The organism is Candidatus Protochlamydia amoebophila UWE25 (assembly GCF_000011565.2).
Lineage (GTDB): Bacteria > Chlamydiota > Chlamydiia > Chlamydiales > Parachlamydiaceae > Protochlamydia > Protochlamydia amoebophila.
Genome location: NC_005861.2, coordinates 795421 through 813221, shown reverse-complemented (window position 1 = coordinate 813221; position 17801 = coordinate 795421). Strand labels below are relative to the sequence as shown.

11 protein-coding genes are annotated in these 17801 nt (G+C 35.1%); 8 read left to right on the top strand and 3 right to left on the bottom strand.

Annotated elements, in window-relative coordinates; genetic code table 11:
* The first annotated feature begins 410 nt into the window (after positions 1-410).
* The 3 genes from pnp to PC_RS03070 all read left to right on the top strand — a co-directional run bounded on the left by pnp (position 411) and on the right by PC_RS03070 (position 4672).
* On the top strand, positions 411-2504 hold the full coding sequence (gene pnp, locus PC_RS03080) for a polyribonucleotide nucleotidyltransferase (protein ID WP_044044826.1): 2094 nt from the start codon (positions 411-413) through the stop codon (positions 2502-2504).
* Positions 2505-3172: 668 nt separating this feature from the next.
* Positions 3173-3916, top strand: coding sequence for a glycosyltransferase family A protein (locus PC_RS03075; RefSeq protein WP_042280221.1), 744 nt, complete (start codon positions 3173-3175; stop codon positions 3914-3916).
* 9 nt (positions 3917-3925) lie between these two features.
* Positions 3926-4672 (top strand): glycosyltransferase family 2 protein, encoded by a 747-nt coding sequence (locus PC_RS03070; RefSeq protein ID WP_011175191.1) that lies wholly within the window; start codon positions 3926-3928, stop codon positions 4670-4672.
* A 382-nt stretch (positions 4673-5054) separates the two neighbouring features.
* Here the strand turns inward: PC_RS03070 and ftsH are convergent, their stop codons facing one another.
* The 3 genes from ftsH to PC_RS03055 all read right to left on the bottom strand — a co-directional run bounded on the left by ftsH (position 5055) and on the right by PC_RS03055 (position 9818).
* Positions 5055-7805: an ATP-dependent zinc metalloprotease FtsH gene (gene ftsH / locus PC_RS03065; RefSeq protein WP_011175190.1), complete on the bottom strand. Its 2751-nt coding sequence runs from the start codon at positions 7803-7805 to the stop codon at positions 5055-5057.
* Positions 7806-8131: 326 nt separating this feature from the next.
* Positions 8132-9472 (bottom strand): tRNA lysidine(34) synthetase TilS, encoded by a 1341-nt coding sequence (gene tilS / locus PC_RS09865; RefSeq protein ID WP_181679039.1) that lies wholly within the window; start codon positions 9470-9472, stop codon positions 8132-8134.
* 10 nt (positions 9473-9482) lie between these two features.
* Complete coding sequence (locus PC_RS03055) at positions 9483-9818, bottom strand: DUF4339 domain-containing protein (RefSeq protein ID WP_011175188.1); 336 nt, start codon at positions 9816-9818, stop codon at positions 9483-9485.
* Between the two features lie 214 nt (positions 9819-10032).
* Here PC_RS03055 and PC_RS03050 point away from each other — a divergent pair, with 214 nt between their 5' ends.
* The 5 genes from PC_RS03050 (at position 10033) to PC_RS03030 (ending at position 17760) form a co-directional block, all read left to right on the top strand.
* Positions 10033-11184 carry an LptF/LptG family permease gene (locus tag PC_RS03050; protein WP_011175187.1) on the top strand — a complete coding sequence of 384 codons (1152 nt, stop codon included), beginning with the start codon at positions 10033-10035 and terminating at the stop codon, positions 11182-11184.
* Positions 11184-12266, top strand: a complete 1083-nt coding sequence (locus PC_RS03045; RefSeq protein WP_011175186.1) for an LptF/LptG family permease — start codon at positions 11184-11186, stop codon at positions 12264-12266. The genes PC_RS03050 and PC_RS03045 overlap by 1 nt, the downstream gene beginning before the upstream one ends.
* A 337-nt stretch (positions 12267-12603) precedes the next feature.
* A complete protein-coding gene (locus PC_RS03040; RefSeq protein WP_011175185.1) occupies positions 12604-13872 on the top strand; it encodes a TolC family protein in 1269 nt (422 codons plus the stop codon).
* Between the two features lies 1 nt (position 13873).
* The gene (locus PC_RS03035) at positions 13874-14686 is read left to right on the top strand and encodes an efflux RND transporter periplasmic adaptor subunit (RefSeq protein WP_011175184.1); all 813 of its coding nucleotides are present in this window, start codon (positions 13874-13876) and stop codon (positions 14684-14686) included.
* Positions 14683-17760 carry an efflux RND transporter permease subunit gene (locus PC_RS03030; protein WP_011175183.1) on the top strand — a complete coding sequence of 1026 codons (3078 nt, stop codon included), beginning with the start codon at positions 14683-14685 and terminating at the stop codon, positions 17758-17760. Before PC_RS03035 ends, PC_RS03030 begins: the two co-directional genes overlap by 4 nt.
* Positions 17761-17801: the final 41 nt, after the last annotated feature.

The window sequence follows — 17801 nt, the reverse complement described above, 5'->3', positions numbered from 1 at the left end:
AATTCTATTCCTGTTTAATTTCTTGGGTCATACCAATTCTTTTATCCTAATTTTTTTCTAGGATTATCAACTTGGATTAAAAAATTTATAGAAATTGCCATGGGCTAAATTCATTGGTTCTATTAGGGTAGCTCAAGCTATTTCTAATAATATCAAGTTTTTAATAAGATAACCCTTGAAAATAAAATGAATTACTTAATTCAAATAGACGCTAACCCCTCCCATAGATTCTTGCAAATTTCTTATTGGGAATAAACAAAAGTTTTTCTTTGGCAAAACTGTTACAAGGATCCAATGAGAGCTAGGTTAAAAATTGTTGGTTATAAACAATATTTTTTCCTCTCAAAAATGCGTATAGAATTTTCAATTTTGATTTATTAAAGTTTTCTTTTTTTATGGAGTATTATTTAATGCAACGTGAAACTATTTCAGTTCCTGTTGGTGCACAAGAAATTATTTTTGAAACAGGTAAAATTGCTCGTCAAGCTGGAGGAGCTGTTGTTGTCCGATGTGGAGAAACAGTTGTCTTCACAACGGCTTGTGCCGCCCCAAATGCTGATTCCACGACCGATTTTTTACCTCTTCGTGTTGATTATCAGGAAAAATTTTCGTCAGCAGGTAAAACACTTGGTGGATTTATTAAAAGAGAAGGTCGCCCGACTGAGAAAGAAGTTCTTGTTTCTCGTTTAATTGATCGTCCTATTCGCCCAATGTTTGAAGAAGGTTATTACAATGAAGTTCAACTTCTTTCTTTTGTTTGGTCTTATGATGGAATTAACTCACCAGAACCTCTAGCAATTTGTGGAGCTTCTGCAGCTCTAGTCATTTCCGATATTCCTCTTATTAAACCTGTTGGAGCTGTACGTATAGGGTTTATTGATGCTCAATTTATCGTCAACCCAACTATAGAACAACAAAAGCAATCTAAACTAGATTTGTTGATAGCAGGAACCGAGGAAGCTGTTTTAATGATTGAAGGCTTCTGTGATTTCTTAACAGAAGATCAAGTATTGGAAGCTATTGAAATAGGCCATCGTAGCATCAAAACGATTTGCCAAACACTTGAACAGTGGCGTGCAAAAGTGGGTAAACCAAAAAATCGTGAAACTCTTAGACAATTACCAAAAGAATTGTATGCAGATGTAGAATCAATTGCGAATCCCCTCTTAGAAAAAGCACTCCGAATTTGTGAAAAGCAAAAACGGGAAGAAGCCCTAGCTGAAGTCACCAAGGCTGTCAATGATCGTTTGATGCCAGAAAACGAAGAGCCTAAATACCCAGCCAAACATATCGCTTATGTCATTAAAGACGTCTCTTCTAAAATGATGCGTCAAATGATTTTAAATGAAAATGTTCGTTCCGATGGAAGAACATCAACAGATATACGATTTATTGATATTGAACAAAGTCTTCTCCCCCGTGCTCACGGAAGCTCTTTATTTACAAGAGGTGAAACACAAGCATTAGCTGTATGTACATTGGGCGGTGCTTCAATGGCACAACGATTTGAAGATTTAGAAGGAGAAGGTAACAACCGTTTCTACTTACAATATTCTTTTCCTCCTTACTCAGTCGGAGAAGTAGGAAGAGTTGGAGCTCCGGGAAGACGAGAAATCGGACATGGAAAGTTAGCGGAAAGAGCTTTAATGGCAGTCATCCCCACGAAAGAACAATTTCCTTACACAATCCGTTTGGAATCTAACATTACAGAATCTAACGGATCCTCTTCTATGGCAACTGTTTGCGGAGGCTGCTTAGCGCTCATGGATGCAGGTGTGGCTATTAAACGTCCAGTTGCGGGAATCGCAATGGGACTAATATTAGAAAATGAACGCTTTATTATCCTATCAGATATTCTGGGAATTGAAGATGCGCTCGGTGATATGGATTTCAAGGTAACCGGAGATCAAAACGGCATTACTGCTTTCCAAATGGACATCAAAGTAGAAGGCATTACCATTGAAATTATGCGGGTTGCTTTAAAACAAGCTAAAGAAGGCCGCGTCCATATCCTAAATAAGATGCTAGCTGTATGCCCAACGTATAAGGGTGAAATGTCTCGTTATGCACCACGCATTGAAACGATCCAAATTAAACCAAGCAAAATTGCAGTTGTTATCGGCCCAGGTGGAAAACAAATCAGAGCAATCATCGAACAGACAGGTGTTCAAATTGATATTGATGATACGGGTCTTGTTAACATTGCTGCCATAGATTTAGTAAGCATTGAAAAAGCAAAAGCCATTATTCATGGTCTGACCGCTGAAATTGAGATTGGTAGAATTTATTCTGGAAAAGCCATTTCTATTGCACCCTTTGGTGTTTTTGTGGAAATCCTTCCCGGTAAAGAAGGCCTTTGCCATATTTCTGAATTTGATGTAAATCGTATCAACAGCTTAGATGAATTTGTAAAACAAGGTGATATGCTCATGGTAAAAGTTCTCGATATCAACGAACGAGGACAAATTAAATTGAGCCGCAAAGCCACTTTACAAAGTCAATAGCTTTTCTTTTATGGTGCTGAACAAATTCAGCACCATCTATTCCTCTTTTATAAAATTCATAAACCACGCTAATGTCTACAAGCAAAAATATTCTTGATCAAAAGTAAGAAAAGGGCGATTAAACTGCTCGTCTATTCATAAGAGATAAGTTCATTGCTTTACAGATCACAAACATTTCTAAGGGAATGTGGCAACCCTTTAAATAAAAGAAGTTCTTCTTGATAACTTTCAAAAAAAACTTTTTGCTTTAATGGTTAAAGTTCTCGACTTAAGTTTTTTAAGGATCGATCCATAAATCTTTAGGAGTAAATAGTGTAGACTTAGCCAATTATTTTTACATTAGTCGCTATTGGTATGAACAACTATTTCATTTGCGACTACAATTAGCATCGAGCATTACAGTTTAGGACTATCTAATTATTGTATTTATTCAAACATTTTTAGATGTATTTGTAAGCAATTTATTAATTTTTTTAATTAATCTAATTTTTTTTAATAAATTAAAATAAGAAAAATAATACCTAAAAAAATTTTTATTTTTTAAAAAATTTTGCCTTAACGATTTTCTTGTTATTTGTCACTATCCTATCTAGAAATCTATGTTGCTATTTTATTTTTTATCTTCCATGTTGAGGTTAAATAAAAATAACCCAAGCCTTGAGCAAAAAATGAAAGAACGTTTAAAAGTTGTTGTTCCTTCTTTTAATAGTGTTTCATACTTGGATAAAACGCTTCAGTCAATTGAAAATCAAACGATTAGAGACGTGGATGTTTGCGTGATTGATGATGCTTCTACCTTACCAATGCAACGCTCTTTAATTGAAAAATACTGTACGAAAAATGGATGGCTGCCTCTTTTTCATCAAAAAAACCAAGGAGCCCTTGTTAGTATTAAAAATGGAATAGAAGCTTTGAACTGTGATCGGGAAGATATTATTGTGATTATCGATGGGGATGATTGGTTGGCTGATCATCTCGTCTTTTCAACACTTTTAGAGGTTTATGAGTTTCCTTCTGTTTACTTAACTTACGGCTCCTTTGAAACCTATCCGAAAAATTGTTTAAACATCACTTATGCAGCACCAGTCAGCAAAGAAATTATTGATCAGCAACTATATAGGCAAACCCCGTGGATTTACCATCACTTGAAAACATTTAAATATCACCTCTGGAAACATCTTAAAGATTCAGATCTGCGTAACTTAAACGGAGAATATTATATGGTCACAAGCGATCGGGCGTTTTTTTACCCGTTACTTGAACTTGCCGGACACCACATTCGTTTTATAGATCGCATTCTTTATATTTATAATCTTGAAAATCCTTTAAATGATCATAAAATTAGTCGAGATGAACAGCTTTTAGAGGAACATTATATTAAATCACTCCCAAAATACGCAGCTTTGCCGTAAGGTTTTTTTATGAAAGGTCAGTTTAAAATTGTCATTCCTTCTTTTAATAGTGTTAATTTTATTTCAAACACATTAGGGTCTGTTGAAAAACAATTGAACAAAAATTTTGAAGTTTGTGTAATTGATGACGCTTCCACAATTCAAAAACAAAGAGAAATCATTTCAGAATTTTGCCATCGTAATCAATGGAAATCTATCTTTCATTCAAAAAATCAGGGTGCTTTAGCTAGCATTGTGGAAGCAATTCATCATCTAAATCCTCAGGAAGACGATGTTATAGTCATGCTAGATGGGGATGATTGGTTATACGATGAGAATACGCTAAACATTCTTGATAAGGTATACAGTGAAGAAGATGTTTATTTAACCTGGGGACAGTTTCAAACATACCCCCCTGATTGTTTAAAAATGAATTATGCTCTTCCCATTCCCGAATTTGTCATCGAACAACAACTTTATCGAGAAATTGTGGATATTTTTGGCCATTTGAAAACTTACAAATACCGACTTTTTCGAGAAATCAAAGATGAAGATTTACGAGATCCGGAATCAGGAGAATATTTTCGAGTCTCGTGGGATAAAGCGTTGATGTATCCAATGCTTGAAATGGCAGCTCACAAAGTTCGTTTTATTCCTGATAAACTTTATGTCTACAATATTGTCAATCCCCTAAGCGATTATAAAATCAATCGAAAAGAGCAAATCGCAGCAACAAATTTTATTAGAAATAAACCCCACTACAAACCCATCTTTTAGTCACTCATTTGCTGCTAATGCTGCTTCAAATCTGGCGATCACTAAAGGCTTTTCTCCGTAATTAGTTACTTCCTTGAAATAAGTTTTCGCAAAACATAAGCAACCATAGTGTTTGCTAATATTTCCCTTCCATATCCCTTTTGTTTTTGTAATTCATGCTATAGAATTAATGTCTTCTTATCAAATTTCAGGCATTTTAATTCCCTACTTAATATAAAATCAGTTTAATTATTATTCCATACGGGATATACTAATTGATTAGAAGCTGTACATTAAAAGCTAAAAATAAAAATTTTTACCACTTAAAGCATAGATTTATTAGCGGAAATAAAAAACCCTAACCATAGAGTGGTTAGGGTTTAAAGAAAAGAGATAGCCCTTCTTAAGAAGACAATCCTAAAGTGTTCGGTATTGTTCCGGAACTAGAAATATCAACCTCTCTGGGAGGAGGAGGTGGTGGTGTAGCAGCTTCTTTTTTATGTAAATCTGCTGCGCGTTTTAATCTTTCACGTTTACGAACGGCATCCCAGTTATTTTTAACCACAATTTCTTGGATATCTTCACTGTCAAGTGTTTCAAACTCAATCAACATCAGAGTTAATAACTCGACCTGTTCTTTATAATCCAAAATAATTTTACGGGCAATAGCAAGTGCTTCGTCTAAAATACGGCGGACTTCGGAATCAATAGCTTGCGCAGTTTCATCAGAATAAGTTTTCTCGTGATGATCACCAAAGCCATATTGACCGCCACCTTCCGAACGTTCATCATAAGCAACAGCACCTAATTTATCGCTCATACCCCACTTGCAAACCATACTGCGAGCTAATTGCGTTGCCCGTTCAATGTCTTGTTGAGCGCCGCTAGACACATCTCCGACAAAAATTTCTTCGGCGACACGTCCACCCATCAAGACAGCAAGTTGATCATGCAGTTCTTGTTTCCAATAGCTCACACGATTTTTTTTAGGAAGAAACATAGTTGCCCCTAAAGACATTCCTCTAGGTATGATGGTCACTTTATCGACAGGATCTCCGCTTTTCACAATTAATCCGACAACAGTATGGCCTGATTCATGGTAAGCTGTTGTTCTTTTTTCATTTTCATCGATTTCTAAGCTTCGCCGCTCTTTTCCATACAAAACTTTGTCACGAGCTTCAATCGTTTCCTGCGCAGTGACAGCTGTCCTTCCTTTACGAGCAGCAAGTAAAGCAGATTCATTCAATATATTTGCCAAATCAGCTCCAGAAGAACCTGGGGTGCTGCGTGCAATTGCCATTAAATCGATTGAAGGATCCATTTTAATGCGTCGAGCATGAACCTTTAAAATGTCATAACGACCTTTAATATCTGGTAATCCAATAATGACTCGTCTGTCAAAACGGCCTGGACGTAATAACGCTTTGTCTAATACATCTGGACGATTAGTCGCAGCCATTAAAATAACACCTTCATTCGTGTCAAAACCATCCATTTCAACAAGAAGTTGGTTTAATGTTTGCTCTCGTTCGTCGTGACCTCCGCCCATTCCAACTCCGCGGTGGCGGCCCACAGCATCAATTTCATCCATGAAGATGATACAAGGAGCCGCTTTTTTTGCTTGTTCGAATAGATCTCGAATTCGACTCGCTCCTACTCCTACAAACATTTCTACGAAGTCGGAACCTGAAATAGAAAAGAATGGGCGGTCGGCTTCCCCAGCTACAGCCTTTGCTATCAATGTTTTACCTGTTCCTGGAGGTCCAATGCATAAAACGCCTTTTGGAATTTTACCACCAAGCGAAGTAAATTTTTGAGGGTTCTTTAAGAACTCTACAATCTCTTGAAGTTCTTCTAATGCTTCATCTACTCCAGCTACATCCTTGAATGTAATTTTGTTATCTCCCTTATTGAGAAGCCGGGCTGGAGATTTTCCAAAATTCATTGCCGTATTACCCATTCCCTTCATTTGCCTTGCAAAAAGCATATACAAAACTAAAATTACTAATAAAACAGGTAATAAGGTAAACAAGTAGCTAAAATAATTTGGAGAAGGTTCTTCGCTTTTGAAGGTTTTTTCAAGGACAGCGTTAAGAGGTTGATCTGGGGCTCTAAAAATGCCTCCTCGATTGTGGCTAAAATTAGCCCACTCTTCTTTAGCTTTGCTAAACCATTGATTGTAAACTTCAGGATCTTGTTTTTCTAAAGCTTTTGTTGAAAGCTCTTGATTGTTAAAATACCAAATAACATTCGATACGGATTGACGAGCCTTGTCTAACTGAATTTGATTATCGTCTAAGCGTGTGTTGATTTGATTATATTCATCCAACGTTTCTTTATAATTACGAACACTTCGTAGTTTGGCTAAACGAATGTGATCCTCTTCATGATTTAATTCATCAATAATAGCTTTTAGGTTAACTAAAGCATGACCATAAGCAGCTAATTGTTCAGATAAAGAAGTTGCTCCACTATCTGCCACTTCTTTATCAATTCCTTTAAGGGATTGCTTAATTGTTTCAGATCCAATTCCAAGAGCGGGCGAACGCAAATTTCTTAAAAGTTCATTGATTAAGTTACCTAAATTTTTTAAAGACTCTGCCGTTGGATTTTGTCGGGCAGCTTCATATTCTTTTTCCAAGCTAACCAAACTTTCGACAGCAGACTTCGGTAAATCTTTAATAACCACACTCTGATCTTCTTCGGGAGTATTGTACATGTCATCGACAACAACATATCCCCCCTTAGGAATCGATAAGCCGCTTAATTGCAAAAACAAACTAGCAGAATCGAAAACTTTTGTTTTCAGAGTTTTAATTTCATCTTTAACACGTGCTTGTTCAGCTTTAAGTTCATGATTCGTGTCAAGTAACTCTAAGTATTTATAACGCGTTTTCCCTTCTTCTGTCAGCCTATCTCTAAATTTACCGCTGAAAGTCACCAAATTGTCATTTAAAGCAATTTTACGACTATCTTCCGGTTGTAAAAGCTGTAAATTGACTAAATGTTCTAACTGATAGCTAAAAGACACTTTGGCAAATTTGGTATCAATAAAATTTTGTACCATTAAGGCAAACAAAAAGGCGGCCATGAGAAACCAAACAAAGCTGTTTGAAATTCCCTTTTTAAAATCTTGCTTGTTATCGTCTGACATAATTTCCTAACATTCGATTTGACGACCTTTTCTCAATCACTATCTAGAAAAAGTCTGTACTAATAATTGCATTGGTTTGTTCATTCTACCACAGGAAGTATTCGCATTCAATAATAGACTTCTTGTAAAGTTTCTCTCGCTCATTCTAGTTGATATTTTTTAGCGAACTGGTTGTAAGGATATGAGATGAAAATTTTTATGGTTTCACCACACAAACATAAACTAAATTCCAATTCCCACAAAATCCACAACTTAAGATATTTTTTAATTTACTACAACATCTCACATTGAAATCACAAAAATTCTGATATGCTGTTGTATTTTTCTTATGTAAGATAACTTAATTCTATTTGCAAACATTTTTCTCCTTCTTGCAAATTTTGTCTTTCTAAACCAGTTAAAAATTCATGAGCAATTTCATTATGTTGCCAAATTACTGGAAAAAAAGAGCGTAAAAAGGGAGGAACGTGATGCGAACTCCACCATTTATTGATTGTGGAGTGATGTCTTAAAAGTTTGGCGTGTTTAGAGGCCTGCCCTAATACATACTTATCCAGAGGAAGATATGTTTTTAAATAACCACGCCAACCATCTAACCAAGTTGAAGCTTGTAAATTTTGATGATAGAAACTCTCATTCGTTTTTATCATCCATTTCCCATAATACTGAAGGCTAGAGCCAGAAATTTGCAAGTTTGGATTCTTACATGCAGTTTTTTTTGAAAGAATAAAAAAATGTCCTCGATCGATAACGATTTTTTTCGTTCCCATCTCAAAACTTAGTTGGGGCTCCAACTTTTCAATTGCCTCTGATGCTCTTTGAAGGATTTGTCGAGATAGAAAAAATAATTCTTGTTCGCTGATTAAACGTAAAAGATACTTGATTTCAACCAGATCTATAGAGGGATGGTTGGCTAAATTTAAATAGACTCCAAAAGGACCTTTAACGATCTGACCTAGTAAAGGAGACACTCGGCCTAAAAAAAAATTTTTTAATTCACTCATTTCAGATGCAATGTAAACTAATGAGTTGTCTATTTTCTTCCCAAAGGATCGATTTAAGTCTGGAATAATAGTTCGTCGCATGCGAGCTCTCATAAATCTTTCGTCACAATTTGTCCCATCTTCAAACGCTTTGAGTTGATTTCCTTTCAGAAAAGCTAAAATCTCATCTTTCTGAATTCCTAGTAAAGGACGTAAAAACTGGACTTGATCGTGCCACATTCTCTCTTTTAATCCGTCAAAATGAGACCAGTGAGATCCCTCTAAAATTCTTTTTAAAACAGTCTCCACTTGATCATTTTCTTGATGTCCTAGACAAACAGCTTGTAAATTATTTTGCAGGCAAATTTCCTTAAAAAATTTCTGCCGTTGTTTTCGACAGGCATCTTCTAAATTTCCAGCTAATTGTGAGAGATCGATTTTCAGCTGATGATAAGGAACTTGGTGTTGCTCTGCTAAATTTTTCAATATGGTTGCTTCCTTGGCACTCTCTTCACGCCAACCATGATCAACATGAGCAACATGAAAAGAGAGAATTCCTTCTAATCGGCAAGCAAGTAAACAATAAAAAAGAGAAAGAGAGTCAGCACCTCCTGAAAGAGCTAATAGAAGTGGCTGTGTTGATTTACAATACTTTTTGATAAATCTTTTAACTTGATTAATCACATTTAGTTTCTCATTTTTTAAGCAAATACAAGACATAAATTAAAGATAGAAGCAAAATCAAAATCCAAAGTAAAAATGGAAAAGGATCCTGTTGAATAGTTAACGTTCCCTCTTCATCAACCAATTTTGAAGGTAAAGGTTCTCTTCCAATTTCGTGATTAGATGATAAAGGCTCATCCTTAAATACGGATTCCAGTTCTTTGATAAAACGTATTTGAACCCATTCCTTAAATCCTTTCTTCCAAACTAAAGTATCCGGATTAACGCGCACATCTGCTTTAAGCTCACTAGGACTAAAAGGGCCTTCTTTAAATCCATTAATGGAAATATACCATTCTTGTTTCACATTTCATCCTCATTTCTGAAAAATTGTCTAGAAATCTGCTTTCTTCTTTCCTGAATAACTCGACTGCATTGAACCCGTGTTTAGTAAGCTCTATTGTATCAAATTCGGTGATTAATTAATCTAGTAGGCACATCATACCAAATTGAAAAATAAATGTATAAATAACTACTTTTTAGTTTTGCCTATAAACCTCTTCATATAGTTGGAAAAATTTGTGATCCCTATTTTGTGGCGTTACTCCATTAACCATTTTTTAAAAATTGTTTTCGCTTGCGTCTTTGCATTCATTTCGATTTTACTTACAATGCGTTTGGATGAAATCGCCAACTTCGCTGCATTAGGAGCTCCGATTTCTTACATTTTATTGTTTGCGTTTTATCAAATACCTTATATACTTCCTATAGCACTTCCTCTTTCATGTTTGATTGCCTCTCTGATTTTTGTTCAGCGCCTTTCTAATACACATGAATTAACAGCTTTACGTGCTTGCGGTTTTGCTTTAAAAGATCTTCTTGCGCCCATTTTATTAACAGCCGCCTTTCTCACAATTTTCAATTTTTGGATAGTTTCCGAAGTCGCTACGCAAACTCACCTTCAAACAAATATTCTTAAAAGTGAACTCCGTTCGATTAATCCTTTACTGCTTCTCAATAATAAGCATCTAATGAGGCTTAAAGGGCTCTATTTTGACTCTCTAGGCCCTTCTCGGGTAGGAGAAATGGCTACCGATGCTGTTTTTGCGATTCCAAGTCAGCACCATCAAAGAATTAACTTATTCATTGCAAAACAACTTAAAGCATCTTCTTCTATTTTTACTGCTCAAGGAGCCACGTTGTTAACAACAACATCTCTCAATCAAGAGAACACTTTTGATGACTTGTTGATTGAAAATATGAAAAAATCTACTACCCATGTCGAGGATTTTTCTCAAATCTTGCAAAAAAAAGTCTGGACTGTGAATAATGACTATCTTAAGCTCCCTTTGCTTTTAATTCGCGCTCAGGAACAGAAGCAGGCACTTCGCCAAGCAAAATTAGAAAATAAAAAACCTGTTATTGTCAAAGATTTAAAAGGGCAATTTCATAAAAGCCTTTCAGAAATCGCTAAACGGTCATCAATTGCTTTTGCTGTGATAAGTTTCACACTTATGGGAACTGCTTTTGGAATGAATATTAGCCGGCAACGTAAACATAAAAATTTATTGATCGTTATAATCCTAACAACATTTTATCTGACAACTTTTTTTTTGGCTAAGGGATTAGATCAACAGTTTTATCTTTCTTTCGCTTTATATCTTTTACCTCTCATCCTAATCGATATCATTTCACTTTGGACACTCAATCGAATTAGCAATGGAATTGAATAATGTTTAGAAGCATTTGGGAAAGATATTTTGTCAGTGAATTTATTAAAGTTTTTCTTCTTTTTTTAGTTTGTTTTTATGGTCTGTATGTTCTCATTGACTATGCAAGTCATACAAGTGCTCTTCCACATCATCATATACAGCTGCGTATACGAGAACTCATTCGCTATTATCTTTTTATTCTAGCGAGTCGAGCGGAAATTCTCATTCCGCTTGCTTTATTGATTGCATTTATTAAAACAGTTTGTACTTTAAATACTCATCAAGAGTTAGTTGCTCTGATGGCAGGCGGAATCAAACTGAAAACTTTGATGCGTCCTTTTCTTATGATTGCCTTAGCATTTGTTTGCTTACTTTATCTAAATGAACAGTTTGTTTTGCCTTCCACCCTTAAAAAATTACGCCATCTCGAAAACGCAACAAAGCACCAAAAAAAACGGCAATTGCCGGAAATTACCGTTAAACATGTCGTTCTAGAAGATAGATCTCTTTTACTTTATCAAAATTATGATAGTGAAAAAGAAGAATTTTTTGATGTGTACTGGATTGAATCGATCGATAGTATTTATCGAGCCAAATATTTATGCCCAAATAAAGAAATACCTGTCGGTTATTTTGTTGATCATCTTTTAAGACAGCCTAACGGCGAACTATTACAACAACAGGCATATAGTCAATATGAATTTAAAAATTTGCTATTTAATCAAGAACTTTTGCAATCTGCTATTTTAGATCCCGATATTTTGCCTTTAACAAATCTATTTTTTCAACAGCCCAGTCTTTTCGCCAACTTAAGTGAAAAAGAAAGCAAAATTGCGACTGCATTTTACTGGAAACTTCTCATGCCTTGGCTTTGTCTGCTAGCGATTTTAGCACCAGCTCCTTCTTGCGTTCGCTTTTCGCGCCAGATACCTATTTTCTTTATTTATATTTATTCTCTATTTGGCCTAATTGCTTTTTATATGCTTATGGATGCGGCCCAAGTGTTAGCTAAAAGGCAAGTTCTTCCTCCTATTTGGGCTATAGGCTTACCTTTTATTCTTGTATTCAGCTTTTATAGTTATCGCTTTGCCCGCTTGAAATAACGATTTATCAAATGGCATGAAAATTAAAAAATAGAATTTAAAATATATTTTTACCATTAGCTATAAAATGATAATCTCATTTTGCTTTTCAAACAAACGACTCATAAAATTCTAAAATTATTTTTGTACCATTAGCAAAAGTTTAAAACTCTAAAAAATTTAAAGTTGGTTATTTTAACCACTTCCGCTTAAATCACCTAAATTCATAAAGTGTTGGCGCTTTCTTTTTCTTTTCAAAAACAACTTTCCAATTCACTTGTGAATAATTGTGACAACATTTAGCATCACTGGGAAACCAATTTAATTTTTGAGTCAAATCTATTTTTAAAGATTGTTTATGCATGTCTATTTTTTATTTTTTTCAGTGCTAGTAACTTTGTTATCTCCCCTGTCTCTTGTAGCTAAACTTACTTTGGAAGAATGTCAAACAATCGCTCTTGAGAACGGAGAAAAAAAAACAATTGCAGATCTTCAAGCTTTAATTGCTTATGATCGAATTGATGAAGCACGAAGCACCGGTCGTCCTAAGTTAAATATTCATGGCGATTATATGACCTCTGGAGAAACTAAACACTGGCGACATAATACACGAAATAGACATGTCAAAGTTTCTCTTGTGATTCCAATTTGTAATTTTGGGTTAACTAAAGAGGCTGTTAAATCTCAGAAAAATCTTTATCAGTCTTCTCTTCATTCTTTAGACCAAATCAAGCAAGACATTCTGCATGCAGTTAGTGAGGCTTATTTTGAATTATTAATTTTTCAAAAGCTTGAATGGATTGTTGAAGAGTCTATTCGATCATTGCATAGGCAAATCGAAGTAACCCAAGATTTTCTAAATCAAGGATTAATACATAGAAATGAAGCTTTATTATTCGAAGTTCAATTGGCACAATTTCAACAAAATTCCATGGAAGCTAAACTTAACACGAAATTAGCGACTGAAAGGCTTAATCGACTGATGAATAAAAATTTAGATAATTTAATTGAAATTGAAGATATTTTGACTTTTACAAATCAGGAAATTTGCCTAGACAATTTAATCGAAGCGGCTAAACTTAACCATCCTCAACTTTTAGCCTTATCCGCACAAATCCAAGCAGTTAAACATGGGTATCGTTCTGAAAAAGCAACCTTATATCCAAATTTGTATGCTTTTTCCAATTACAGTAATACCTCTGATTATACGCTTCCTTATCGTCAAGGATTAGATGCAGGAATTGCTATTGATCTATCTTTGTACGATGGAGGTTATACCTACGCCAAACTCCGCAGAATAAAAAAAGAATTAAGTCAATTAGAGTGGCGTTATCAAGAACTTGAAAGAGATATCGAGTTAAATATCCGCTCCTCTTTTTTAGCCATTCAAACCGCCCTCGGAAAAATCCCCGTTGCTCAAACAGGAGTTACTTTAGCAGAAGAAAATCTCGCAATCACTCAAAATTTATTCGAAGAGGGATTGGTGACTAATCTTGACGTGGTACATGATCATGAAAATTTATTAGAAGCACGAGTAAGCTATTTTAAAACGCTTTATACATATCACAAATCAAGGGCTAATTTGATCCATTCAGCAGGAATGATGCATAAAAAAGGATATCTCTAATATGTTAAATCTTCATCAAATGTTTAAAGCGATCATATTGGGCGCTTGTTATTTCTTTTTTCAACAATCTGTTCTTGCTACGGATTTCTCTACTGTTGGAAATATTTATCCTTCTTCAAAAAGTGTTGTTGGAAGTCAAGTTTCGGGAAGAGTCGATCAAATTTATGTCGAAGTTGGACATGAAGTCAAAAAAGGAGATCCGCTTCTTGCTCTTGATCCAACTTTTTTTCAAATTGATGTATCAAAACAAACAACCACCTTAGAATGTTCAAAAATTGAACATACAGATGCCGAAATCAATTATCAAAGAATGAAAAGGCTTTGGGAGAAAAATGAAGGGAAAACACCTTCTATTTCGCTAAAAAAATTCGAAGAAGCAAAAACCATTTATGAAAAATCGCTTGCCTCAGTAAAAGGAAATGAAGAAGAGTTGCGAAGAGTCAAAAAGCACCTTGCAGAAACAATCATTAAAGCTCCTTTTGATGGCGTTATCACTAAAAGATTTGTAGATCTAGGCGAATCCATTGCTTCAGTTCCTACAACAGCTCTTTTTGAAATCCAATCAATTAGCCCTGTTTATTTAGAATTTTCAGTTCCTCAAGTTTATTTGAACTTAGTTCATATCGGTACCCCCATCCAATTTGAAATTGAAGGAACTGATCACTCAAATTACCAAGCAAAAATTGATCTCATTCACCCTTGTTTAGATGAGAATACTCGATCAGTTCGTTGCAGAGTTGTTCTAAGTAATGAAAATAAAAAATTCTTACCTGGATCTTTTGCTAAAATCATGATAAAAGGAAACTCGCTGTGAACTTACCTGACCTTTCTGTTAAAAGACCTGTTTTCATTTCCATGATTATGCTAGCTCTTGTTGTATTTGGAACGATTGCTTTTAAGGAATTGGGCGTAGATCTATTTCCTAAAATAGACTTTCCTGTAATTACAGTAATTTCCACTCTTCCTGGTGCAGATCCAGAAACAATGGAAAAATCTGTCACAGAAATCATTGAAGAGGCTGTTTCTAACATCAGTTCTATTAAGCATCTCCGTTCTACAAGTGCCGAGGGAATTTCACAAATTATCGTCGAGTTTGATTTAGATAAAAATGTAAATATTGCTTATCAAGAAGTACAAGCTAAAATTGGAACAGTTCGACAAGAGTTGCCCAATGATTTAAAAGATATTATTATTGAAAAATTTGACATCGATTCCGCTCCAATTATGGCCGTGGTTCTTTCTGGAGATCAACCTATTGAAGAACTTTCGAAAATTGCTAACAAAACAATAAAAGACTCTCTGCAGCAAGTACCAGGTGTCGGTCAAATCAAGATTGTTGGAAAGCAAGATCGAAATATCTGGATTTATTTGGATCCCTATAAATTGGAAGGCATGCATCTGTCTGTTCAAGATGTGATACAAGCCATCAAAAATCAACATTTAGAATTTCCGGGCGGACGTATTGAAACCGGTAAAATTGAACTTCCCGTCAAAATCAAAGCTGAATTTGATCAATCTCAAAATCTTTCTTCTATTGTCGTTGCTTATCAAAATGGCTATCCCATCAAAATATCGGATATAGGTACTATAGTAGATGGATTAGAAGAGCAACGAACGCTTGCGCGTTTAAATGAAAAACAAGCCATTGCTTTAGTTATCCGAAGGCAATCCGGAACAAATACAGTCAATGTCGCTCATGCAGTAAAAAAAGAGCTCGAAAGATTAAAACCTGAATTAGCTGCTCAAGGTATTCACACAGAAATTGCGCAAGATCTTTCAGTTTTTATTGAACATTCAATCGAAGAAATTGAATTTCACTTACTTTTTGGAGGCGCCCTAGCCATTTTGATTGTTTTTCTTTTTTTAAGAAACTTTCGCATCACGTTAATTAGTGCTCTTGCTATTCCCATCAGTGTCATGGCAACTTTTATGCTGCTTAATTGGATGAATTTCACTTTAAATACAATGACAATGTTGGCTCTTTCTTTATCAATCGGGATTTTAATTGACGATGCAATTGTCGTCGTAGAAAATATCTTCCGCCATTTTAAACAGGGTAAAAATGCAGAGGAAGCCGCCAAAATTGGAACCCGAGAAATAGCTCTTGCAGCCTTTGCGATTACGATGTCTATTGTAGCGGTTTTTTTACCCGTCGCATTTATGAAAGGAATGATTGGACGTTTTTTCTACCAGTTTGGTCTCACTGTCACATTTGCAGTTTTATTAAGTCTTTTTGTTGCATTTTCCTTAACTCCCATGCTTGCTGCAAAATTTTTGAAACCATCCAAATCGAATCATTTTTTGTCAAAATGGATTGGAAAAGCTTTATATTGTTTAGATCAAATTTATGAATCTCTTTTAATAAAGGCTTTAAAATTTTATAAAACTTCTTTATTTATCGCTTTTTTTTTATTAGGAATGACTATTTACTTAAGTCAATATATTCGATCAGAATTCGTTCCACTAGAAGATCAAAGTGAATTTTTCATCAATGTTCGAACACCTCTTGGATCTTCTTTATCTGTCACCGACCAAGCATTAAAAAATATCCGTGCTCAAATACAAGACAATGATTGGTTTAAATATAGCTTCTCCACCATCGGTAATGACAGCTTTAACAAAGTTAATGAAGGCGGTATTTATGTCAAAATGACAGATAAAGGAACAAGAACAATTTCTCAAATGGATGCGATGAAATGGGTGAGAGAAAAGTTAACGAATCTCGAAAATATGAAAATCAGCGTTGAACCTGTTGAAGCCATTTCTGGTGGCGGAGCAAGAAATGCAGCGATTCAATTAGATATTAAAGGGCACAACTTAGGCAAAATTGATGAAATTGCTCAAAATCTTATCGCAATTTTACAAGGCTATGAAGGTTACGTTGATTTAGATACTTCTTATGAAAAAGGCAAACCTGAAATAGAAATACATATTAAACGTGATCAAGCTTTTGCATTAGGTGTTGCTCCTTCTACCATTGCTCAATCAGTGAAACCTTTAATTGGTGGATCAGATATTAGTAAGTTTAGAGCAGATGGAGAACGCTGCAACATTACTGTTCGTTTAAAAGAAGCTTTTAGGAACAAAACTAAAGATTTACTTAATTTATCTGTTCGCAATGACCAAGGACAATTAATGAAACTTAACCATTTCATCGATGTACAGGAAAAGCAAGGCCCTGTTCAAATTGATCGCTATAACCGATTTAGGATAGTTTCAGTTTATAGTAATTTACAAAGCGAAAAAAAAGTTTTAGGTGAGGCTATTAACGAAATTCAATCAGCGATTCAATCCATGAACCTTCCTGCAGGCTATAGCGTCCAGCTTTCTGGCCATGCTGAATCTATGAACGAATCATTCGAAAATCTCCTCTTCGCACTTTTTCTAGCCCTTGTCGTTGTATACATGGTTTTAGCGTCGCAATTTGAAAGTTTTATTCAGCCCTTAATCATTATGCTTTCAGTCCCCTTTTCAATGATCGGAGCTCTAGGTATTTTGGTTATTACTCAATCGACCTTAAGCATTTTTACTATTATAGGAATCATTATGCTAATGGGAATGGTGACAAAAAATGCGATCCTTTTGATTGATTATATCAATTTGCTTAGATCAAAAGATGGCTTGGATATTCGTACAGCGATTTTACGAGCTGCCCCCACCCGTTTGCATCCAATCATGATGACAACGTTGGCTATGGTATTTGGAATGTTACCCATTGCATTGAGTAACGGGCCCGGCTCTGAGTCGCGGGCTCCCATGGCTTTAGCAATTATTGGAGGATTAGTATCTTCGATGTTTTTGACTTTAATCATCGTACCAGTCATGTACTACATGCTAGATAATGGAATAAACTTTTTTACCAACTTATTTAAACGAAAAAAACAATAGAGACGGCAAAAATAACAAAAATGATTCAATAAAGTATAAGA